The sequence below is a fragment of the Phenylobacterium sp. genome (genome assembly GCF_044236515.1).
In the GTDB taxonomy this organism is placed as follows: Bacteria; Pseudomonadota; Alphaproteobacteria; order Caulobacterales; family Caulobacteraceae; genus Phenylobacterium.
On record NZ_JBIIGK010000025.1, the window covers coordinates 1 to 21,059 of the forward strand.

A 21,059-nucleotide genomic window follows, 5' to 3' on the forward strand; every position below is an offset into this window, starting at 1 on the left:
CTACTGGGAGACGGTGCAGGCGCCGCCGCCCGGCGAGCGACGGGCCCACCAGTATTCCGGCGACCTCGACCGCACGGACTGGAGCCCGACCTTCGACCTCTACGGCGGCGGCGGCCTGGTCTCCACGGTGCGAGACATGGTGCGGTTCGTCCGGCCGCTGCTGCAGGGCCATATGTTCGACAAGCCCGAGACCCTGGCCATGGCGCTGCAGACGCCGCCCTCGGCCAACGGCCAGCTGTCGCACGCCCCGCTGCTCGCCCAGGTCAAATTCGGCAAGCGCATGTGCTGGAGCCACGGCGGCTTCTGGGGGATCCAGATGATCTACTGCCCGGACATCGACGTGGCGGTGGCGGTCGCCTGGAACCAGTCGGACTCCGCCAAGTGGGGCCTCTACAACGACATCCTGTCCGCCGCGATCGAGGACATCCACGCCTCGCGGCCGCGTCCCTGAACACCGCGCCGAACAAGGCGCAGCAACCTCGGTCCCGAAGGAGACTTGGGAAGATGAAGACCATTGCGGCAGTCGTCGCCGGGCTGACCTCGGCGCTGCTTTCGACCAGTGCGCTGGCCGCCGACGTGCATTGGCCCAAGACCGGCGCCGACCAGCACTTCAGCCGCTATTCGCCGGCCAACGACATAAATCGCGCCAACGTCGGGGGGCTGAAGATCCTCTGGACCCGGCCGGCTATCGACCCGGCGCTGGCCGCCGAGTTCCCGGCCCTGAAGAACGCCCTGCGCGGACGCGGCGGCGACTACTTCCGCTCGACGCCGATCGAGGTGGACGGCGTCGTCTACGCCTCCAACGGCGTCGGCCTGGTCGAGGCGTTCGAGGCCACAACGGGCCGCACCATCTGGGCGCAGAAGCCGTTCTCCACCGCCGCCGCCGACATCGGCGGCGCCAGCCAGCGCGGCGTGGCCCTGTGGCGCGCCGGCTCGCAGGCTCGCATCATCACCGCCCGCGGGTCCTTCCTCTATTCCCTCGACGCGGCGACCGGCAAACCGGACGAGTCGTTCGGCGACAAGGGGCGGGTCAACCTCGTCGAGGAAGGTCGCCGCGGCAACGCCGCCGGCAGCCCGCTGGTCATCGGCGACGTCATCGTCCTCGGCGCCGCCGGCATGGGCGCCGGCATCGCCGGGCGCGGCGACGACGGGGGCGACCAGCAGGCCGCCTATCCCCGTGTCTCGCGCGCCTACGACGTGCGCACCGGCAAGAAGCTGTGGGAATTCAGCCCGATGCCCACGGAGGATGATCCCGCGCGCGCGAGCTGGGGCCCCTCGGCCGGCATCTCGGGCGCCATGCAGTCCTATGGCCTGATCAGCGCCGACGAGGAACTGGGCTACGTGTACATTCCCTATTCGGCGCCCAACCCCGGCGGGTTCGGCGGCTATCGGCCGGGCGACAACCTCTATGGTGACGCGGTCGTCGCCCTCGACGCCAAGACCGGCAAAAAGATCTGGCACTACCAGACCATCCACCACGACCTGTGGGATCTCGACCTCGCCTCGCCGCCGGTGCTTGGCGACGTCAAGGTCGGGGCCAAGACCGTCAAGGCGCTGATGATCGTCGGCAAGGTGCCGCTGCTCTATGCCCTTGACCGCGTGACCGGAAAGCCGATCTGGCCGATCCCGGAACGCCCGGTGCCGCAGAACGCCGTCGCCGGCGAGCGCGCCTCACCGACCCAGCCCTTCCCGTCCCGGCCGGAGCCGCTCGGCCGGCTGAACTTCACCGAGAAGGACCTGATCGATTTCACGCCGGAGCTGCGCAAGCAGGCGCTGGAGATCACCAGCAAATACACGATCGGCAAGCTCTACATGCCGCCGCCGCTCTGCAAGAATCCGTCGGGGCCGGAGGGCACGCTGCAACTGCCGGGTTCCGATGGCGGCGGGATGTGGAGCTCGGGATCCTACGATCCGGACACCAACACCTACTACACCGTGGTCGCCGACATCGTCAGCGCCCACTGCATGGAAAAGCCGCCGGCCGCCGATGCGACCTTGCCCTACCAGAAGCGCCCGGGCCGCTTCCAGCTGGCGCCGCAGGGCCCGCAAGGCATGCCGTTCCTGAAGCCGCCCTACAGCCACTTCGTGGCCATCGACATGACCAACGGCAAGACCCGCTGGCGCGTGCCGAACGGCGAGGGGCCGCGGACCAGCCCGCTGCTCAAGGGCCTGAACCTGCCGATGCTCGGCAACCCCGGCAAGCCGGCGGTGGCGGTGACCAAGGAGCTGATCTTCGTCGGCGAGGGCTCGTCCGGCATGCTGATGGCCGGGCCGCACAACGCCTATGGCGACAAGTTCCGCGCCTACGACAAGCGCAACGGCAAGATCCTCGCTGAGGTGCAGCTGCCGGCTGGCACCGCCGGGGCGCCGATCACTTACAGTGTCGGCGGCAAGCAGCTCGTTCTCGTGGCGGTGTCCGGCGCGCCGGGCCAGCCCGACTGGTCGGACAAGGACTGCACCGGCAACGACTACTCCTGCGTCAAGGAGCCGTCGATCGAGCCGGTGTGGGTGGCGCTCGGGCTCTAAATTCGTATCTGTGTGGCGGCGGCCGGCTTCGGCTGCCGACCCCAGTGCGGAGCCGCGCGTTGCTTAAGACCCTGTCGCTCGCCGTCGCCATGACGCTCAGCGCGACCGGGGCCGCGGCCGCCGAGCTCACACTGGAGTTCCCCGAGGTCGGCGGCGGCGGTCAGGTTTCCATTGCCGTGTTCGACAACGGTGAGGGCTGGCTGCGGCGAACCCGGCCGGTCTGGGCGGAAACGCGGGCGGTCGGCGCCGGCCCAATTCGTGTCACTCGCGACCTGCCGCCCGGGGCCTATGCAGTCATGGCCTACCACGACCGGAACGCCAACGGCCGGCTCGACACCCTGCCAGTCGGTCTGCCGACCGAGGCCTACGGCTTTTCGAACAACAGCCGCGGCCTGTTCGGGCCGCCGGCCTGGCGCCAGGCGGCGTTCCAGCTGACCGGCTCCGGAGCGCGTCAGCTCATTCGGCTGCGCTGACGGGCAAGCTCTTCCAACCACTCGGCCGCCTTGCGCCCGCCGTCGGCCTCCTGCCGGATCGCCGTCCCTAGCCGCTCGGCGGCCTGTCCGAAGCGGGGATCGTCCAACACCTGGCCGATCGCCCGCCGGATGACCGCCGTCGAAGCGCGCGGCGATAGCCGAAGGCCTGCCCCAGCATGCGCCACGCGGGCAGCGTTCTCCGGCTGGTCCCGCCCGGTGGGTACGCAAACCACGGGCACGCCGTGCATCAGCGGACGGATCACCGTTCCGTGGCCGGCGTGGGTCAGCACCAGGCGGCAGCGCGGGACGATCACATCGTGCGGCGCGGCCTTCACCACCTTCAGATTGGCCGCTCGCGGCAGTTCGGCCCCGTCCAGCGCCGGGCCCAACGTCACGATCACGTTGGCCGGCGTCGCCACCGCCGCCTGGACGCATCGGCGCAACAGGTCTGTCTGGCCCTGCGCCGTCGTGCTCAGCGAAATCAGGATGTTCGGCCGGCCCTCGTCCAGCAGCGCCTCGGCCTCAGCTTCGCGCGCCCACGACGGCTCCGCCCCGAGCGGCCCGGCATAGGCGAACCCCCGCGGCGCCGTCGCGCCGTAGTCGAAGCTCCTCGCGACTCCGAGCAGGATGAAGTCGGCGGCAAACAACTGATCCAAGGTCCGGTTCATCGCCGGCAGGCCGAGCCTCGCGCGCGCCGCGTTCAGCGCCGGCAGGCCTGCCTGGTACCAGTCCGAAGACAACCGCCGGACCGACTCGTCGCGATGGCGGCCCCAGGCGCCGCGCGCCGGCGCGAACCCCGGGCCGAAAGGCGGCACGTCTTCCCGCGTCGGGAAACACCAAACGTTGGCTGTCAGCAGCGCCAGCGGCAAGCCGCGCGCCTCCGCCGCCGCCATCGCCCCGAACAGCAGTTCGTTGGAGACAACGGCGTCGGGCCGAAAGACCTCGGCGGTCTCCAGCGCATCCTCGGCGTAGGCCAGGCTCGGGCCGCTGATCACCGCCTCGCACAGCCGCCGCACGATGGCCGGCGGCCAGCGGCTGCGCCATTCGTCCAGCGGGTCGTCAGCCTGCCCGGCGGTGTGGCGGTTCGGCGCCCGGCGCCAGCTCTGGAAGGGGAGGCCGCTGGCGGCCGCCTGTTCGCGGTTGGCGCTGTCCGACAGCACCATCACCTCGTGCCCGCGTTCCCGCAGCCGGCGGGCGACCAGCAGGGCGGGTGGCACGTGGCCGCCGCCTTCAAAGGTCGTGAACAGGAATCGCATGCGGCAGCAGGCGCACCCGCCGGAGGCTGTCGAGGTCGCGCGCACCGGCGCAGAAACAGGCGATGCGCAATTGCCGGATGACGATCTCGAAATGCTGGATCACCGCCTCGGTGGACTCCAGCGCCGCCTGCAGCACGCCGCCAGCCTGACCGACGAGGTCGGCGCCGAGGCCGATCGCCTTGGCCGCGTCGACGCCGTTCCGGACGCCGCCGGAGCCGATCAGCGGCAGGGCAGGGCAGGCGGCCCGCACCTCGCGCAGCGCTTCGGGCGTTGTCAGCCCCCAGCCGGCGAACGCCTGGCCGACCGCATGGTCCTGCGGATCGACGGCGCGGTCCGCCTCGATCAGCGCCCACTGCGTGCCGCCGGCGCCGGCGACGTCGAGCGCCGCGACGCCGGCCTCGGCCAGGCGCTGCGCCACCGGCGCCGAAAGGCCGAAGCCGACTTCCTTGGCGACGACCGGCCGGCCTAGTGTTGCGGCGAGCTTTTCGATTGCCGCCAGAACGCCCCGCCAGTCGGTGTCGCCGCTCGGTTGCACGGCCTCCTGCAAGGGGTTGAGGTGAACGATCAGCCCGTCGGCGCCGATCATTTCCACGGCCCGTCGCGCCAGGTCGATGCCGTCCGGCTGGGCCAGCTGAGCGCCGCCGAGGTTGGCCAGCAGCAGTGCGCGCGGCGCGCGCTTGCGCAGCGCTCCGTCGATGCCCGCCGATCCGGCGCCCTCGAGCGCCACGCGCTGCGAGCCGACGGCCAGGCCGATGCCCAGCGCCTCGGCGGCTTCGGCCAGGCGGGCATTGATCGCCTCACCCCGGCGCGGCCCGCCGGTCATCGAACTCACCAGCAACGGGGCCTGCAACGGGGCGCCCAGGAACGTCGTCCTGAGGTCGATGTCGCTCAGCGCCAGTTCCGGCAGGGCGCAGGGCTCCAGGCGGACCGCGTCGAACGGGTTCGCGCCCACCACCGTCGCCTGGCGCAGGGCCAGGTCGAGGTGCTCGTCCTTCCGTTTGAGGATGGCGGCGGGTTCGCTCACGCCCAGCTCCAGGGAACATCCGGCCCCGACGGCCATTCTTTATCTCAGTTGATATAAATATCTTGCGCAACTCCCGGGTTCCACGGAAACCTTGGCGCGGAGGCCGCCATGGAAGCATCGAGTTCCCCCCTGGTGCGGCTGCAGGACCTCCGCGCGGCCGTCGACCGGGCCCTTGAACGGGCATTGCCCGATGCTGGCGATCCGCCGCATCGCATCCACGCCGCCATGCGCTACGCCGTCCTCTCGCCAGGCAAGCGACTGCGCCCGCTGCTCGCCCTGCTCAGCGCCGGTTATCTCGGCTGCCCGACCCACCTGGCCCTGCCTGGCGCCTGCGCGCTGGAGCTGGTCCACGCCGCCTCCCTGGTGCTCGATGACCTGCCGTGCATGGACGACGCGACAACCCGGCGCGGCCAGCCGAGCGTCCATGTCCGCTATGGCGAGGAGGTCGCGGTGCTCACCGGCGTCGCCCTGCTCAACGAGGCCTATGCCATGGTGGGATCGGCAACCGCTCTGCCCGAGGCGGCCCGCTGCGAGATGACTGCGCTGCTGGCCCGCACCGTGGGCCCCGGCGGCCTGATCGGCGGCCAAGACAAGGACCTGCTGGGCGTGGCCGAGCTTACGCCGGTCGCCGCCAGTCAGCTCCATCACGAGAAGACGGGCGTGCTGTTCGTCGCCGCCGTCGAGATGGGCGCCCTCAGCGCCGGCGCCGACCTGCCGAGCCGCGAGGCGCTTCGCAACTTCGCTCGCGAACTCGGCCTAGCCTTCCAGGCGCTAGACGACCTCGAGGATGAGGACGATCTGGCGCGCGACAAGCCGACCTCCAACCTGGCCGTCCTCATGGGTGTCGACGGCCTGCGGGAAGAGGCGCGCCGACGCCTGGGGCGCGCCAAGGCGGCCTTGGCCGAAGGTCCGCGCTCCCTGTCGCCGATGGGCGACTATGTGGACCTGCTGATCGGCCGGGCGGCGGCCTGACTCCCATGCCGGCCTGGCTCGTCAATGCGCTCGCCTTCGCCGTCGGCCTCGCCGGCATGGAGGCGGTCGCCTGGACGACGCATCGCTACCTGATGCACGGGCCGCTCTGGCGCTGGCATCGCTCGCATCATGAGCCGCGGCGCGGCGCCTTCGAGGCCAACGATCTCTTCGGCCTGATCTTCGCGGCCCCGCCGATCGCGTTGTTCGGCCTGGCGGGGATCGTCGATCGGCCGGCGCTCGCCTGGCTGGCCGGCGGCATGACGGCCTATGGCCTGCTCTACATGCTGGTCCACGACGGTCTCGTGCACCGGCGCTTCCCGCTGCCGGTCCAGGCCCGATCCGGGTACCTGCAGCGGCTGGTCCGGGCCCACCACTTGCATCACCTCACCCGCTCGCGCGAGGGCGCGGTGTCGTTCGGTTTCCTGCTGGCGCCGGACCCAATGCGCCTAGCGGCCGGCCTGCGCGCCGCGCGCCGGCGTTGAGCCCGCGCCGCCAGACCCTGCTCGGGCTCGGCTTCGCGGCGGCCGCCATCCTCGCCTGGATGGGCTTCTTCCTGTGGGGCGTGTTCGCCCATCGCTGGTCGTCCTGGGACCTCGTGCGCGTTCCGGCGTTCCTGGTCGTCCAGACCTGGCTCAGCGCGGCGCTGTTCATTATCGCCCACGACGCCATCCACGGCTCGCTGGCGCCGGGGCGGCCCCGCCTCAATGCCCTCGTCGGCCAGATCTGTGTCGGCCTCTACGCCGCGTTCTCGTTCCGAAAGCTGGCGACCTCGCACCACCGCCACCATGAGGCTCCGGGCGGCGACGACGATCCTGACTTCCACCCGGCCGCCCCGAGCGCCTTCCTGCCGTGGTTCCGGAGTTTCATCGGACGCTACTTTGGCCTCGCGGAGTTCCTCCGGCTGACGGTCGGCGTCTCGGCCTGCCTGCTGCTGGGGGCCCGGATGTCGAACATCCTCGTCTTCTGGGCGGCCCCGGCGGTCCTATCGGCCGTGCAGCTCTTCTACTTCGGCACCTACCTGCCGCATCGCCACGAGGCCGCGCCTTTCGCCGACCGCCATCGGGCCCGCTCGCTGCGGCAACCGTACTGGATGTCGCTCGCGACCTGCCTGCACTTCGGCGGCTTCCACCACGAGCACCATCTCCATCCCGGCCTGCCCTGGTGGCGCCTGCCGGAAGGTCGGGCTCAGAGCCTCGACCAAAGCTGAGGGCGCGGCGGGGCTGCGTCCGGTTGTTCGAACCGGCTCAGGATCGCCGCCCCGGCCCCGCGCACCGCCAGGACGGCCATCACCGGCTTTGGAACCCGCATCCGGGCGCTGAGCGCCGACGGCCCCTGACGCAGGATCCGGCGGCCGATCTCGCGATAGATGTTGCGCGCCGCCGCCACGGCCAGCGCCGCGCGGAACGGCAGCGCCCGCAGGCCGACGCGGGCGGAGTCGTAGTAGGTCTCCGCGAGCGCTAGCTGCCGCACGACCACGCGAAACACGGCCTCGCGGTTGGCCCGGTCGAGCAGGACCGCCGGGGTGGCGGCGACGCCTTCGGCCTCCAGCTGGTCGGCCGGCAGGTAGATCCGGCCGTTGTGCGCATCCTCGAAAACGTCGCGGCAGATGTTGCTGAGCTGAAAGGCAAGGCCGAGGTCCTGGGCCCGCTGCAGCACAGCATGCCCGCCCGCGCCCATGATCGTCGCCATCATCACCCCGACCGTACCGGCCACGCCCCAGCAATAGGCAAGCGTCTCCGCCTGGCTCGCCAGCCGGGGCGCCTCGACGTCCTGGGCGAAGCCGTCGAGCAGCTCCAGCGGCCACTGCTCGGCCATCCGATGCTTGCGCGCCACCCGCGCGAAGGCGGCGAACGCCGGGTCCGCCATCGGCTCACCGGCCAGGGCGGCGTGGGTCAGCCGGCGCAACCTGTCTAGCCGCGCCTGCCGGTCGGCCGCGGACAAGGGCCGTGAAGCGCCGCCGCCGTCCTGCCCGTCGATCTCGTCGTCGCAGTGGCGGCACCAGGCGTAGAGCTGCCAGACGTCTTCGCGAAGCTCGCGACCGAACAGCCGCGAGGCCGCGCTGAAACTGCTCGACCCCTTCGAGATCGCCGCCTCGCTGTGCGCGACGACCGCGTCCATCAGGCGTGCGCCGCCACCGGCGCGCCAACGGGGAAGTCCTGGGCAATCAGACGGGCGGTCGCCTTGGCCGACCCCACCACTCCCGGCACGCCGGCCCCCGGGTGCGTGCCCGCGCCGACGAAGTAGAGGTTGCGGATCGCCCGGTCGCGATTGTGGACACGGAAATAGGCGCTCTGCGTGAGGATTGGCTCCAGCGAGAAGGCGCTGCCGAGGTGAGCGTTCAGCTCGTCGCGGAAATCGTGCGGCGTGAAGATCCGCATTGTCGCCAGATCCGCCCGCAGGCCCGGCAGGACCCGCGCCTCAAGCGCACCCAGAATGCGCTCGGCGTACCTCGGCCCTTCGACGGCCCAGTCGATGTCCTGGCGCAGGTTCGGCACCGGCGACAAGGCGTAATAGGTGCTGCAGCCGGGCGGGGCGAGGCTGTCGTCGGTGACGCTCGGCGCATGGAGATAGAGCGAGAAGTCGTCCCGCAGCGGCTTGCCCCCGCAGATCGCCGACACCAGTTCGCGGTACTGCGGTCCGAACAGGATGGTGTGGTGCTTCAGGTGCTCGTGCCGGCGGTTCAGGCCGAAATAGAGCACGAACAGCGACATGCTGTGCCGGCGGCCCTTCAGCCGACGGGCCATGGCCGGGCCGCGCGGGTGGCCGCCGAGCAACCGATCATAGGTGTGGACGACGTCGGCGTTGCTGACCACGAGGTCGGCAGGAAGCACCTCGCCGCCCGCCATCCGGACCCCGGCGACCCTAGCCCCCGAGACCAGTATCTCCGCGACCGCGGCGCCCATCCGTATGACGCCGCCGAGGTCCTCGAACAGCCGCACCAAGGCTCGCACCAGCTGGCCGGTGCCGCCGCGCGGGAACCAGACGCCCCACTTTCGCTCCAGCGCATGGATCAAGGTGTAGATCGACGAGCTGGCGAACGGACTGCCGCCGACCAGCAGGGTGTGGAACGACAGCGCCTGGCGCAGGTGCGGATCCTTAACGAACCGCGAGACCATCGAATAGACGCTGCGCCAGGCCTGCAGCTTGGCCAGGTTCGGTCCGGCCCGCGCCATGTCCCAGGGGCTAAGAAAGGCGACGTGGCCGAGCTTGATGTAGCCCTCCTCGAACACCGCCTTCGAATAGCGCAGGAATTCGCGATAGCCGGCGACGTCCTCGGGCCGTAGCGCTTGGATCTGACGGTCGAGTTCGGCCTGGTCGTTGACGTAGTCGAAGCTGACCCCGTCCTCCCAGAGCAAGCGATAGAAAGGCTCGACGGGCAGCAGGTCGACGTAGTCGCTCAGCCGCCGGCCGGAGAGGGTGAACAGCTCCTCGAGGCTGCTCGGATCGGTGATCACCGTCGGACCGGCGTCGAAGGTGTAACCATCCTGCTCGTAGACATAGGCCCGGCCGCCGGGCCGATCGCGCTGTTCCAGCAGGGTCACCACATGTCCGGCCGACTGCAGCCGGATGGCTGCCGCCAAGCCGCCGAAGCCGCTTCCGATGACGATGGCGCGCGCCATGATCCCTCTTGCTCTCTCGTTTAGGCCGGCAGGGCGGCCAGAGCCCGGCCAAGCGGCACCGGCGGACGCCCGGCCAGGATCCTGACCTTGTCGGCCCAGGTCGACTGGCCGGCATAGAAGCGCTCGATCAGCGGCTGCGGCAGCCGGTAGAACCGTTCCAGCACCCGGTAGCGAAGCTCCGGCTCGGCAGCCCGGAAGAGCATGCGGTTCAAGGTGCGGTAGAAGCCGCGCTCGCGCCACAGCCGCTTGGCCTCGCCGGTCAACGCCCGCGCCAGCTCGGCGCTCGAATTCAGCGGCTGGCGGGCGACGAAGGCGGCGGTCCGCGCTGCGTCGGGCAGCGAATAGCCGGTGGTCGGATGGAAGAAGAGGCCGCGCATGCCAGCCTGCGGCGCCTCCCGTCCCGGCTCGGCGAAATAGGCGTCGACGTCGCCGGACAGCACCACCGGCAGCACCCCCCGCTCGCGCCGCAGCACCTCGGCGACCGCCCAGCCCTTGCCTCGGGCGTAGCGCAGGGCCGCCGCCTCCAACTGCGCCACGTCGAGGTCGGGGCCGTCGCTGTAGCGGGTGTCCTCGACCAGCAGGCGGCTCGCATCTAGGGGCAAGATATAAAGGAACCGGTAGCCGTCCTCCTGATGGACGGTCGCGTCCATGACGATCGGCGCCGTCAGCCCGTGCGGCCGCCGCAGGCTCACCTCCAACCCGAGGAACTTTTGGAAACCCAGCGTCACGTGCGGGGAAGGGACAGCCCCGCGACCGTCGATCACCACCCGCGCGACGATCGTCTCGCCGTCCTCGCAGACCACCCGGTCGGGTGTGATCGTGACCACCCGGCGACCGGTTTCCACCGCCGGACCCAACACCGCGCCCGCCAGCTGCGCCAACCGCGGCGAGGTCAGGCTTGCGTAGGGCGTCGACAGCCGCCGCGCGTGGGCCGGGAACAGCACTTCGTACCCGGGCCAGTCGGCTTCGAACGCCGGCGCCAGCGCCGTCCAGGCGTCGGCTTCGAGGTCGCTGCGGAACACGCTCCAGGTTTTCGGCGATGCGCCCGGCTCCTCGGCGTCGAGCATCCGCAGACGCAGGTCGGGTCGCTCGCGCTGCAGCCGTAGCGCGATCAGGCTGTTGGCGAGACCGCCGCCGACCAACAGGACGTCGCAGACCGGAGTTGGCGAATTCGACCCCATCGTTCTTTATCTAACCCCGGAGAAAGAACTTTGGCTTCGGAGAATCGTTCTCAGTTCAAAGTTTTCGGGAAGGACCAGAGCGAGTGCCGAGGCCCAGGGGCGCCCGGGACGCTGACTATGACGAGAAGCGGCAGGAGTTGCTGCGCCGGATGACGCTCCGCGTCATGCGCCGTGAAAGCGCGCGCCCGAGCTTCCGCCAGCTGGCCGAGGCCGCCAGCGTCTCGGTGCCGACGCTTCGCTATTATTTCGGTGGCCGCTCGGCGGTGATCGCCGCGATCCTCGAGAACTACCTCCGCGACGGCCTCGACCGCCTGGAGCGGATCGCCGCGCCGACCGCGCCGTTCGAAGAGTCGATCCACGACTACGGGGTCTCCCTGCTCCAGGGGTTCCGCGCCCCACGTCAGGTCAAGCTAGGCGACGTCTTCGCCGTCGCCATCGCCGAGGGCCTGCTCGACGCCGAGATCGGCCCGGCGGCCCTGAAGTTCATCGTCGACCCTTCGGTCGATACCCTGCAGCGGCGGCTGCGCGGCCACATCGCCAGCGGCGAGATGCTCGACGTCGACACTCGCGCCGCCGCGCTGATGCTGATCTCGCCCCTGCTGCTGGCCATCCTTCACCAGGACCACATGGGCGGCGCGAGCTGCAATCCGGCCGACCTCGAGGCCGTCGTCGCCGAGGTCTGCGCCGCCTTCGTCCGCGCCTATCGCGCCGCCCCCTAGCCCGCGGTCGGGGCCACCAGGATCGCCCAGGCAAACAGCGGCCCCAGCGCGACGATACCAGCGGTGTAGATCAGCAGGCGCCTGAGGACCCGTTCGCGCTGGTCCGGCTCGGCGCTGGCGACGATCAGGGCGCCGTTGGTCGAGAATGGCGAGGTGTCGACGATGGTGGTCGCCACGCACAGGGCGGAGACCAGGCCGACCGCGCCCAGCCCGCCGCTCACGCTGAGCGGCGCGGCCAGCGGGATGACGACGCCGAGCAGGGCCGTAGATGACGCGAACGCCGACGTAATGCCCGCGAAATAGCTGAGCAGCAGCGCCGCCACGAGCGGCACGCTGATCGCTGCGACGCCGGCCCCGATCCAATCGATGGCGCCGATCTTCTCCAGCACGCTGACGTAGGTGATCACCCCGCAGATCAGCAGCACCGTTGACCAGCTGACCCCGGCAATGGCGTCCTTCTGGCTCTTCGGGGCCAACAGCGCGAGGCCCGCGATCAGGAACACCGCCATGAAGCCGACATTCATCTGCAGCACCGTCGCGCAGAGCGCGAACGCCGCCACGCTCAGGAGCGTGACCCCCTGTTCCCAGGTCAGCGGCTCGGGCGTCTCCTCCCCCTCGACGGAATCCGCCGCCGCCTTCCGCCGCGGGGACAGCACCAGGTAGATGACAAGGGCGATCGCCGCGTTAATCGCCAGGCTGGCCCAGAAGATCGCCAGCGGGTCGGCGATCAGGCCGGCGGCGATGGCGGCCTTGTGGGTGATCACGCCATAGACGCTGATCGGCGAGAACGCGCCGGCCTGCGCCCCGTGGATTGTCATCAGCCCGAGCAGCAGGGGCGGGAGGCTGAAGCGCCGCGCCAGCTGCAGCGCCAGCGGGGCGATGATCGCCACCGCCGCCGGCCCCAGCGCGCCGAAGCCGGTGAGCAGCGCAGCGGCCGCGAACACCAGCCACGGCACGACCGCCGGCTTTGCGCCCGTCAGCCGCGTCGCGCCGTTGAGGACGCGGTCGATGCTGCCGTTCCGCTGCGCGATGCCGAACAGATAGGTGATGCCGACCAGCGTCAGGAACAGGTCGGCAGGAAACCCGGCCAGGATGTCCTTCGGGGCCATGTGGAACAGCACGCCGCCAACCAGAAAGGCGCCGGCGAAGCCCAGTATCCCCATGTTGACCGGCGCCATCGCCGCGATCGCAAAGATCGCGACCAGCCCGACGAGGCCGTAGACGTCCGAACCCATGTTTCCCCCTGGTGGTGCTTGTTCTTGTCGCTCGGCGGGGCCGGCCGCTGCTGCAACCGCCGCCCGCTGGCGGGCCTTTTGACGGCCTTAGTTGGTCGCCGACTGGAAGCTGTCGGCTAGCTGGTCGCGCAGCAGCACCTTCTGGACCTTGCCCATGGTGTTCTTGGGCAACTGGTCGACGAAGACGAAGCGCCGCGGCTGCTTGAATCGCGCCAGCTGATCGCCGAGTTGCGTCCGCAGACGCTGATCGTCGATGAAGCCGGGGTCGGTCGGCACGACGACCGCCACGACGCCTTCGCCCATGTCCGGATGCGGCGCGCCAACCACCGCCGATTCCCGGACCTCCGGCAGGGCGTCGAGAGCGTTCTCCACCTCGGCCGGATAGATGTTGTAGCCGCCCGAGATGATCAGGTCCTTGGCCCGACCGACGATCGAGACGTAGCCTTCGGCGTCGATGAAGCCGAGGTCGCCGGAGATGAAATAGCCGTCGCGGAACTCGGCCGCGGTCTTGTCCGGCATCCGCCAGTAGCCCTGGAACACGTTCGGCCCGCGGATCTGGATCACCCCGACCTCGCCGATCGGCATCTCGGCGCCCGTCTCCGGATCGGCGATGCGGATATCGACGCCGGGAAGGGGCCGCCCGACGGTGCCGGGCCGCCGCGCCCCGTCGTAGGGGTTCGAGGTGTTCATATTGGTCTCGGTCATCCCGTAGCGTTCCAGGATGGCGTGGCCTGTGCGCTGCTCGAACGCCTTGTGGATCTCCGGCGACAACGGCGCGGATCCGGAGATGAACAGCCGCATGTGCGCCGTCGCCTCGCGGGTGAAGGCGGCGTCCTTGAGCAGGCGGATGTAGAAGGTCGGCACTCCCATCAGCACCGTCGCCTCGGGTAGGGCCTGGCGTAGCGCGACGGGATCGAAGCCTGCCTGGAAGATCATCGAGGCGCCGGCCGCCAGGGTGACGTTGGTGGCGACGAACAAGCCGTGGGTGTGGAAGATCGGCAGGGCGTGCAGCAGCACGTCGTCCGACGTGAACCGCCAGGAATCCGCCAGGGTGAAGGCGTTGGACGCCAGGTTCCCGTGGCTCAGCATCGCGCCCTTGGAGCGCCCGGTGGTGCCGGATGTGTAGAGGATCGCCGCCAGGGCGGCGTCGTCCAGTTCCAGCGTCTGCTCGATCGGCGCGGCCTGGCGCGCCTGGCTGGCGATGGAGCCTTCGCCGGCCGCGTCGAGCGTCAGCACCTTGGCCCGGCCGCGGCGCCGGGCGATTTGCCGGATAGCCGCCTGCCGCTTGGGGTCGCAGACGATCAGCGCCGGCTCGGCATCGCCGATGAAATAGTCCAGCTCGCCAGCGGTATAGGCGGTATTGAGCGGCAGGAAGGCTGCCCCGGCCCGCAGCGCGCCGAGATAGAGCATCAGCATCTCGATGCTCTTCTCCGCCTGCACGGCGACGCGGTCGCCGGGCGCAAGGCCGAGGTCTCGCAACAGACCGGCGTACCGGGCCGACCGGTCGTCGAGGTCGGCATAGCTCACCCGCGCGCCGTCGGCCAGGCGGGCGAAGGTTTGGTCGCGGTCTTGCGGAAAGCGCGTCGACAGGCGGGCGTACAGGTTCGTCACGGTCTTTGAATCTCGGCTTTTGGTTCAGATCCGCACGCCGGCGGCGTGGGCCATGTCGCGGAACGGCTTGCCCACTGCGATGCGGCCTTCGTTGGCGTAGGCCTCGTGGCGTTCTTCGATGCTCCGGACATCGTAGAGGTAGTTGACCATCAGACCGGCGCTCTGCCGCAGGCCCTTGGGCGAGACGTCGCCGAGCCAGTTCAGCATCTCGAGCCGCGCGCCGTTCCCGAGGTGGAAGCGGGCCACAGGGTCGAGGGGTTTTCCGTCGGCTCCCTTGGCGTCGAGGAAGTAGGCGACGGCGCGTCGCGTCACCCGGGCCTGCAACTCGTCGCCGGACGCGGCGATCCAGTCCGACCCGGCGAGCTCGGCCGCAAGGTCGGCGTCCACCTTGGCCAGCCAGCGCATGAAGCCCGGCACCGGGGACAGGGTGACGAACCGCTTCAATCCCGGCAGATCGCGCTTCAGGTCGGTCGCCACCTGTTTGATCAGGAAGTTGCCGAACGGCACCCCGCGCAGGCCGGGCTGGCAGTTGCTGATCGAATAGAACACCGCCGTGTCGGGCCGGCCGCGCACCGGTTCCTTGGCGGCGTCCAGCAGGGGCTGAATGGTCCGCGGGACTTGCCGGGTCAGGGCCACTTCGACGAAGATCAGCGGGTCATCCGGCATCGCCGGGTGGAAGAAGCCAAAGCAGCGGCGGTCGGCCGGGTCGAGCCGGCGGCGAAGGTCGGCCCAGTCGCGAATGTGATGCACCGCCTCGTAGGCGATCAGCCGCTCCAGCAGGCTGGCCGGCGAGGTCCAGCTGATCTCGCGCATGGTCAGGAAACCACGGTTGAACCAGGATTTCAGGACGTGCAGCAGGTCGGCGTCGACGACGTCCCCGGCCGCGATCTCGTCCTGCCATTGCAGGAGGTCCGCCCGCATCGCCACCAGGGCCGCGGTGCCGCCGGGCGCGAGGTTCAGGCGCCGGAACAGCTCCTGCCGGGGGGCCTCGACGGCGGCGCTCAGCCCGCGGAGCGCAGCAGCGCCTTGTTCGGCATAGGCGCGGCAGGCCGCCTCCAGCGCCTTCTGGTCGGGATTGAACCGTTCGCCGAGCACGCCGAGGAACTCGATCCTCTCATCCTTCGTGGCGGCGCGATAGAGCGCCAGAAGGTCGGCGGCGATCGCCACCCCCGACGCCTCGCCGCGGCCGGACAGCAGGTCCCGCGCCAGGGTGGCCAGCACGTTCGCCCGAGCTTTTCGCGGCCCGGGGCCCGCCGACGCGAGGCTGGTGTGCCGCGCCAGGAGGTCACGTCCCGGCGGCGAAAAGCCGCCGACAAGGCGTGCGAGGGAGTTCAGCACGCCGGATGTTCCGTTCTGGCTGCGCTTCCCGTTCGCCTTAGTCGCCGCCTCCGTCCCTGCTTTCACGCAAGACTCCTTGGGTATGCATCTTCACTCACGCAGCGTCGCTAGACGCACGTATCCGTCTTCTTGACGCAACTTTGCATACACGATAGCGACGCTATCTCAAGAATGTATGCGTATGGGGAGTGGAGCGTTGGTTGAGGAGACGGAATCGTTGGCGCGCGCCGGCCGGCTGGAGCTTTCCGGCCGCGGCGATGTGATCTCGCGCCGGTCCGTGCTCTCGGGAGCCGCCGTCGCCGCCGGTCTCGCGGCCGCTCCGGCCTACGCCGCCCAGAAAAGTCCGAGCGCGATCACCGAGCTTGGCCTGGTCGACCTCTCGCGGGCGATCCGCGCGCGGGAGGTGTCCTGCCTCGAGGTGATGCGTGGCTACCTCGGCCGAATCGAAGCGATCAATCCCCGGGTCAACGCGATCGTCTCTCTGCGGCCGGCCCGCGAGCTGCTGGCGGAAGCCGAAGCCGCCGACCGCCGCCTGGCGGCCGGCGAGGCGGTCGGCGCCCTGCACGGCGTGCCACAGGCGATCAAGGATCTGGTCGATGTCGCCGGCATGCGGGGCACGCGGGGCTCGCCCCTCTACAAGGACCACATCGCCCGGACGGATTCGCCCTATGTGGCCAAGATTCGTGGAGCCGGTGCGATCATCGTCGGCATGACCAATGTGCCGGAGTTCGGCCTTGGGTCGCACACCTTCAACCCGATCTTCGGCGCGACCCTCAATCCCTACGACCTGACCAAGAGCGCCGGCGGCTCGAGCGGCGGCGGGGCGGTGGCGGTGGCGACTCGCATGCTGCCGGCGGCCGATGGCAGCGACCATGCGGGCTCGCTGCGCAACCCGGCCGCCTGGAACAACATCTACGGCTTCCGGACCTCCTATGGCCGGGTCGCGGTGACGGGCGGCTTCTACACCTCGCTCAGCGTCAACGGCACGATGGGGCGCACCCCAGCCGACGTCGGCCGGCTGCTTTCGGTGATGTCCGGCTATGACGCCCGCGCACCGCTCGCGATCGACGAGGACCCTCAGGTTTTCGCGGGGGATCTGCGCCGTGACTTCGCCGGCGCGCGCATCGGCTGGCTTGGGGACTTCGGCGGCGCCGTGCCGTATGAGCCGGGGGTCCTCGACGTCTGCACTTCGGCCTTCGCGGCGTTCGAGCAACTCGGCTGCCGCATCGCCCCGGCGCTTCCCGACTACAAGGTTGAGGACGCCTGGCAGGCGTGGACGATCCTGCGCGCGCTGGAGACGGGCCCCAGTCTCGTCGAACACTACGACGACCCGGCACGCCGTCCGCTGCTCAAGCCCGAGGCCCAGTTCGAGGTCGAGGCCATGAAGCGGCTGACCGCCTACGATGTCAGCCGGGCCATGGCGGGTCGGAACGCCTGGTATCGCGCCGTCGCGGCGCTGTTCGAACAGTTCGACTTCCTGATCGCCCCCGGGGCCCAAGTCTTCCCGTTCGACGCCAAGCTGCGTTGGCCGGAGCAGATCGCTGGCCGCCAGATGCGCAGCTATCACGAGTGGATGCAGGGCCTGGTGCTGATCACCATGGCCGGCCTGCCGTCGCTTTGCGCCCCGGCCGGCTTCGGGCCCGGCGGCCTGCCGATGGGCCTCCAGATCATCGGCCGTCGCAACCGCGACCTCGACTGCCTGCAGCTGGCGGCCGCCTACCACGCTGTCACCGACTGGCCCCGTCGCCGGCCGCCGCCGTTGCGGCCTCTGCGGAGCGCCTGATCAGAACAGACGACGACACCGGGGGCTGAAGAACTCGCCTCCCAACATGAATTTGATCTCAATATCGGGGTCAAAGCAGGGGGAAGCCATGAAAAAACTGCTGTTTGTCAGTACCGCGTTAGTGGCGGCCGCCGGCGCCGCGAGCGCGCAGGAAACCCGCGCCTCGGGCAGCGAACTGGGCGAAGTCGTCGTGACCGCGACCCGCCGCGCCGAAACCGTCATGACGGTGCCGATCAGCGTGACCGCCCTCGATCCCGAGACCCTCGACCGTCAGGGCGTTCGCGACATCAACGACCTGGCGAAGTTGGCGCCGGGGATCAGCCTCGTTCCGTCCGGCTACGGCGGCGTGAAGGTGGCGATCCGCGGGATCACCTCCCTGGCCGGCGCCTCGACGACTGGCGTCTATGTGGACGACACGCCGATCCAGGCGCGGACCTTCGCCACCGTCTATCCAGCAATTTTCGACCTTGAGCGTGTGGAGGTGCTGCGCGGTCCGCAAGGCACGCTGTTCGGGGCCGGCTCGCAGGGCGGGACCCTGCGGTTCATCACGCCCCAGCCCAGCTTGGACACCTATTCCGCCTATGCTCGGGGCGAAGTCGGCCTGACGGCGCATGGCCAGCCCAATCACGAAGTGGGCGTCGCCGTCGGCGGCCCGATCATCGAAGGGAAGCTCGGCTTCCGCGCCAGCCTGTGGACCCGTCACGACGGCGGATACGTCGATCGCGTGAGCTTCTATACCGGCGAGCTGTACGACAGGAATTCGAACTCCACCGACTCCTACGTCGGCCGTCTGGCGTTCGCCTGGGCTCCTACCGAGAACCTGAAGATCACCCCGGCGGTGATGTTCCAACGGGTCAACCAGGACGACGCCGACACGATCTGGCGCGACGCCGGCAGTTACCGTTCCTTCTTCGACATTCCGAGCCCGATTGAGGAGGAGTTTGTCCTGCCGTCGGTGACGGTGGACTATGACTTCGGCAGCTTCGCCTTCAAGTCGATCACCTCCTACTACGCGCGGACCCAGGACCGGACCTATCGCTTCTTCCACAGCTTCGCCCAGGGGTGCCCGCCCGGCGGCCAGGCGCCCGGCTACCCGGCCGACCGCTGCGGCCTGTTCTATCCGCAAATCCCCAACTACACCCTGGCCTACCACCAGGACCTCGAGCAGCGGAACTGGTCGCAGGAATTCCGCCTGACCTCGACAAACGACAGCCGGTTCAGCTGGGTCATTGGCGGCTTCTATTACAACAGCACGCAGCGGGACTATGAGGACGAGGACGAGCCGCTGCTGGACCAGCTGACCCAGCTGTTGTTCAAGATGTCGGCGCGCGACTTCGCCGGTGTCGGCATTGGCCTGATCGATGGCCGCTACGCATTCATCTACGACGGCGAAGTTCGCGACAAGGAGCTCGCCGCGTTCGGCGACTTCACCTACGCCATCACCGACCGGCTCAAGGCCACGCTGGGTCTGCGCTACTCCAAGACCAGCTTCAGCTTCGACGAACGGTCGGACGGTCTGTTCGGGGCGACCGGCAGCGGACCGCTTGTCGCGTCGGGCAAGGCGACCGAGAAGCCGTTCACGCCGAAGTTCAACATCGCCTATAACCTCGACGACGGCCTGATCTACGGCACCGTGGCGAAGGGCTATCGGGTGGGCGGCGCCAACGCCATTCTGCCTGGGTTCTGCGCCGCGCAGCTGGCCAGCCTGGGCATCAATGGCGCACCGCCTCCCTACAAGTCGGATACCGTCTGGAGCTACGAGCTGGGGGCCAAGAAGCGGCTGCTGAACCGCTCAGTCGAAGTGGCGGGGAGCGTCTACCAGATCGATTGGGACGCCATTCAGGGCAACATCCCGCTGAACTCCTGCTCCTACAGTTTCGTCGGCAACTTCGGCAAAGCGCGGGTGCGAGGGTTCGACCTTCAGATGCAGGCCAATCCGATCCCCGGGCTCGTCCTCGGCGGCACCGTCGCTTACAACGACGGCAAGTACACTGAGACCATCCCGCAGCCGAACAGCACCACCCTGCTGGCCAAGGATGGGGCCCCGATCCCGTTCTCGCCGAAGTGGCAGCTGACCGCCTCGGCCGAGTACACCTGGGCGGTGCGGGACAACCTGAATGCCTATGTTAGGGCCGACTACCGCTATACCGGCGAGTACGTCCGCAACAACCCGCCGGGCGTGATCGGCTTCCTCGCGGCGTCCCGGAACGGCGCGGCGGTGGATGACGTGTCGCTGCGGGCCGGCGTCACCCGCGACCGTACCGACGTCTCGGTGTTCGTGAAGAACCTTTTCGACAACGATACGGCGCTCAACCAGACGTACAGCACCCGGCTCGGAACCTACGGCTCCCGCGCCGAGCGCTATACGATCCAGCGCCCGCGAACGGTCGGCGTGACGGCGACCTACCGCTACTGATCGCTTTGAGCTGCCGGGGCCGGGCTCGCATCTCGATGCGGGGCCCGGCCTTCGGCGGTTCAGTCCTGTTCGTGCTCGGTGATGTAGCGCTCGAGCGCGCTGGCGGCGTTGAGCATGTGGGCCCGCATCTGCCGGGCCGCCGCCTCGCCGTCGCCTTCCGAAATCGCCGCCATGATCCGCTCGTGCTCTTCGCGTGAGCGCACGATGCGGTCGCCCTGGCGCAACTGGGTACGGCGGAATGCGGTCAGCCGGGTGCGGGTCAGTTTGGCCTGTTCGGCCAGGAAGCTGTTGTGCGTCGCCTCGTAAAGCCGCTCGTGAAAGTCGCGGTTCATCGCGTCGTAGGCGTCGACGTCGCCGACCGCGACCATCTCTTCGGACTCGTTGTGCAGCCGGATCAGCCGGCTGCGCTCCAGCGGCGTCATCCGGTTGGTGGCCAGCCGTACGCACATGGCCTCGATCTCGGCCATGGCCTCGAACATGTCCATGATCCGCTCGGGCGTCAGGCGGGTGACGATCACCCCGCGCCGGGGCCGCATCTCGACCAGGCCGCTGACCGCCAGCTGGCGAAGGGCCTCCCGCACCGGTGTCCGCGAGGCGCCGAACCGGTCGGCCAGCTGCTGCTCGTCGAGCTGCACGCCCGGCCGCAGCAAACCGCTGGCGATCTCGTCGGTCAGCGCGTTTCGGATGCGCTCCGACAGGAGCAGCCGCTCCTCAGAGATGTCTTCGCCGAGGTCCGCGCCGCTGAACATCTTCTCCCCCATCTCTCTACTTCACCCTTATGCGGCCGGAAGTCGAGGTGTGATCTCGCGCAGCTCCAGCCCGTCCCGAGCCGCCATGATCCGACGTCTCAGATTGGGCCGCCGATCGATTGACGGTTGTCTGCCGTAAACGCGATGGTTGCAGCC

18 protein-coding genes are annotated in these 21,059 nt (G+C 69.5%); 9 read left to right on the plus strand and 9 right to left on the minus strand.

Annotation, left to right across the window (positions count from 1 at the left end; translation table 11 throughout):
* From ACILRF_RS04475 to ACILRF_RS04485, 3 genes are all read left to right on the plus strand, one after another.
* The coding region (locus ACILRF_RS04475; RefSeq protein ID WP_395671069.1) for a serine hydrolase domain-containing protein at positions 1-451 on the plus strand (451 nt) is incomplete at its 5' end.
* A gap of 53 nt (positions 452-504) precedes the next feature.
* Complete coding sequence (locus tag ACILRF_RS04480; RefSeq protein ID WP_395671070.1) at positions 505-2,526, plus strand: hypothetical protein; 2,022 nt, start codon at positions 505-507, stop codon at positions 2,524-2,526.
* 59 nt (positions 2,527-2,585) lie between these two features.
* Positions 2,586-2,999, plus strand: a complete 414-nt coding sequence (locus tag ACILRF_RS04485) for a DUF2141 domain-containing protein (protein WP_395671071.1) — start codon at positions 2,586-2,588, stop codon at positions 2,997-2,999.
* On the opposite strand, the gene ACILRF_RS04490 is transcribed toward ACILRF_RS04485, so the two are convergent.
* Together ACILRF_RS04490 and fni are read right to left on the minus strand one after the other, a co-directional pair.
* Positions 2,978-4,255 (minus strand): glycosyltransferase, encoded by a 1,278-nt coding sequence (locus tag ACILRF_RS04490; protein ID WP_395671072.1) that lies wholly within the window; start codon positions 4,253-4,255, stop codon positions 2,978-2,980. The genes ACILRF_RS04485 and ACILRF_RS04490 overlap by 22 nt on opposite strands.
* The gene (gene fni, locus ACILRF_RS04495; protein ID WP_395671073.1) at positions 4,230-5,279 is read right to left on the minus strand and encodes a type 2 isopentenyl-diphosphate Delta-isomerase; all 1,050 of its coding nucleotides are present in this window, start codon (positions 5,277-5,279) and stop codon (positions 4,230-4,232) included. Before fni ends, ACILRF_RS04490 begins: the two co-directional genes overlap by 26 nt.
* Positions 5,280-5,387: 108 nt before the next feature.
* Between fni and ACILRF_RS04500 the strand changes: the two genes are divergently transcribed.
* The 3 genes from ACILRF_RS04500 to ACILRF_RS04510 are packed head-to-tail and all read left to right on the plus strand — an operon-like array spanning position 5,388 to position 7,458.
* Entirely contained in the window at positions 5,388-6,251 is an 864-nt protein-coding gene (locus ACILRF_RS04500; RefSeq protein ID WP_395671074.1) for a polyprenyl synthetase family protein, read from the plus strand.
* A gap of 5 nt (positions 6,252-6,256) precedes the next feature.
* Positions 6,257-6,733 (plus strand): sterol desaturase family protein, encoded by a 477-nt coding sequence (locus ACILRF_RS04505; RefSeq protein WP_395671075.1) that lies wholly within the window; start codon positions 6,257-6,259, stop codon positions 6,731-6,733.
* A complete protein-coding gene (locus ACILRF_RS04510) occupies positions 6,730-7,458 on the plus strand; it encodes a fatty acid desaturase (RefSeq protein WP_395671076.1) in 729 nt (242 codons plus the stop codon). Before ACILRF_RS04505 ends, ACILRF_RS04510 begins: the two co-directional genes overlap by 4 nt.
* Here the strand turns inward: ACILRF_RS04510 and ACILRF_RS04515 are convergent.
* Genes ACILRF_RS04515 through crtY form a run of 3 tightly spaced genes read right to left on the minus strand, consistent with a single transcriptional unit; the run spans position 7,437 to position 11,052 of the window.
* Complete coding sequence (locus tag ACILRF_RS04515) at positions 7,437-8,369, minus strand: phytoene/squalene synthase family protein (RefSeq protein ID WP_395671077.1); 933 nt, start codon at positions 8,367-8,369, stop codon at positions 7,437-7,439. The two genes, ACILRF_RS04510 and ACILRF_RS04515, sit on opposite strands and share 22 nt — an antisense overlap.
* Positions 8,369-9,871 (minus strand): phytoene desaturase, encoded by a 1,503-nt coding sequence (locus ACILRF_RS04520; protein ID WP_395671078.1) that lies wholly within the window; start codon positions 9,869-9,871, stop codon positions 8,369-8,371. The genes ACILRF_RS04515 and ACILRF_RS04520 overlap by 1 nt, the downstream gene beginning before the upstream one ends.
* 20 nt (positions 9,872-9,891) lie before the next feature.
* A complete protein-coding gene (gene crtY / locus ACILRF_RS04525; RefSeq protein ID WP_395671079.1) occupies positions 9,892-11,052 on the minus strand; it encodes a lycopene beta-cyclase CrtY in 1,161 nt (386 codons plus the stop codon).
* A gap of 83 nt (positions 11,053-11,135) precedes the next feature.
* On the opposite strand from crtY, the gene ACILRF_RS04530 reads away from it, so the two are divergent.
* Positions 11,136-11,771 (plus strand): TetR/AcrR family transcriptional regulator, encoded by a 636-nt coding sequence (locus ACILRF_RS04530; protein ID WP_395671080.1) that lies wholly within the window; start codon positions 11,136-11,138, stop codon positions 11,769-11,771.
* Here the strand turns inward: ACILRF_RS04530 and ACILRF_RS04535 are convergent.
* The 3 genes from ACILRF_RS04535 to ACILRF_RS04545 form a co-directional block, all read right to left on the minus strand.
* Positions 11,768-13,006, minus strand: a complete 1,239-nt coding sequence (locus ACILRF_RS04535; protein WP_395671081.1) for an SLC13 family permease — start codon at positions 13,004-13,006, stop codon at positions 11,768-11,770. The two genes, ACILRF_RS04530 and ACILRF_RS04535, sit on opposite strands and share 4 nt — an antisense overlap.
* 87 nt (positions 13,007-13,093) lie before the next feature.
* On the minus strand, positions 13,094-14,617 hold the full coding sequence (locus tag ACILRF_RS04540) for a malonyl-CoA synthase (RefSeq protein WP_395671082.1): 1,524 nt from the start codon (positions 14,615-14,617) through the stop codon (positions 13,094-13,096).
* 24 nt (positions 14,618-14,641) lie between these two features.
* Positions 14,642-15,838, minus strand: a complete 1,197-nt coding sequence (locus tag ACILRF_RS04545; protein WP_395671083.1) for a malonyl-CoA decarboxylase — start codon at positions 15,836-15,838, stop codon at positions 14,642-14,644.
* Positions 15,839-16,172: 334 nt separating this feature from the next.
* Here ACILRF_RS04545 and ACILRF_RS04550 point away from each other — a divergent pair, with 334 nt between their 5' ends.
* Positions 16,173-17,738, plus strand: coding sequence for an amidase (locus ACILRF_RS04550; protein ID WP_395671084.1), 1,566 nt, complete (start codon positions 16,173-16,175; stop codon positions 17,736-17,738).
* A gap of 88 nt (positions 17,739-17,826) precedes the next feature.
* A complete protein-coding gene (locus ACILRF_RS04555) occupies positions 17,827-20,154 on the plus strand; it encodes a TonB-dependent receptor (RefSeq protein ID WP_395671085.1) in 2,328 nt (775 codons plus the stop codon).
* 59 nt (positions 20,155-20,213) lie between these two features.
* On the opposite strand, the gene ACILRF_RS04560 is transcribed toward ACILRF_RS04555, so the two are convergent.
* Positions 20,214-20,915 carry a GntR family transcriptional regulator gene (locus ACILRF_RS04560; RefSeq protein WP_395671086.1) on the minus strand — a complete coding sequence of 234 codons (702 nt, stop codon included), beginning with the start codon at positions 20,913-20,915 and terminating at the stop codon, positions 20,214-20,216.
* Positions 20,916-21,059: the final 144 nt, after the last annotated feature.

Coding starts and splice junctions, on each gene's coding strand:
- crtY (WP_395671079.1), bottom strand. CDS start 11,052: ATGGGGTCGAATTCGCCAACTCCGGTCTGCGACGTCCTGTTGGTCGGC.
- ACILRF_RS04500 (WP_395671074.1), top strand. CDS start 5,388: ATGGAAGCATCGAGTTCCCCCCTGGTGCGGCTGCAGGACCTCCGCGCG.
- ACILRF_RS04555 (WP_395671085.1), top strand. CDS start 17,827: ATGAAAAAACTGCTGTTTGTCAGTACCGCGTTAGTGGCGGCCGCCGGC.
- ACILRF_RS04515 (WP_395671077.1), bottom strand. CDS start 8,369: ATGGACGCGGTCGTCGCGCACAGCGAGGCGGCGATCTCGAAGGGGTCG.
- ACILRF_RS04505 (WP_395671075.1), top strand. CDS start 6,257: ATGCCGGCCTGGCTCGTCAATGCGCTCGCCTTCGCCGTCGGCCTCGCC.
- ACILRF_RS04560 (WP_395671086.1), bottom strand. CDS start 20,915: ATGGGGGAGAAGATGTTCAGCGGCGCGGACCTCGGCGAAGACATCTCT.
- ACILRF_RS04480 (WP_395671070.1), top strand. CDS start 505: ATGAAGACCATTGCGGCAGTCGTCGCCGGGCTGACCTCGGCGCTGCTT.
- ACILRF_RS04520 (WP_395671078.1), bottom strand. CDS start 9,871: ATGGCGCGCGCCATCGTCATCGGAAGCGGCTTCGGCGGCTTGGCGGCA.
- ACILRF_RS04490 (WP_395671072.1), bottom strand. CDS start 4,255: ATGCGATTCCTGTTCACGACCTTTGAAGGCGGCGGCCACGTGCCACCC.
- ACILRF_RS04535 (WP_395671081.1), bottom strand. CDS start 13,006: ATGGGTTCGGACGTCTACGGCCTCGTCGGGCTGGTCGCGATCTTTGCG.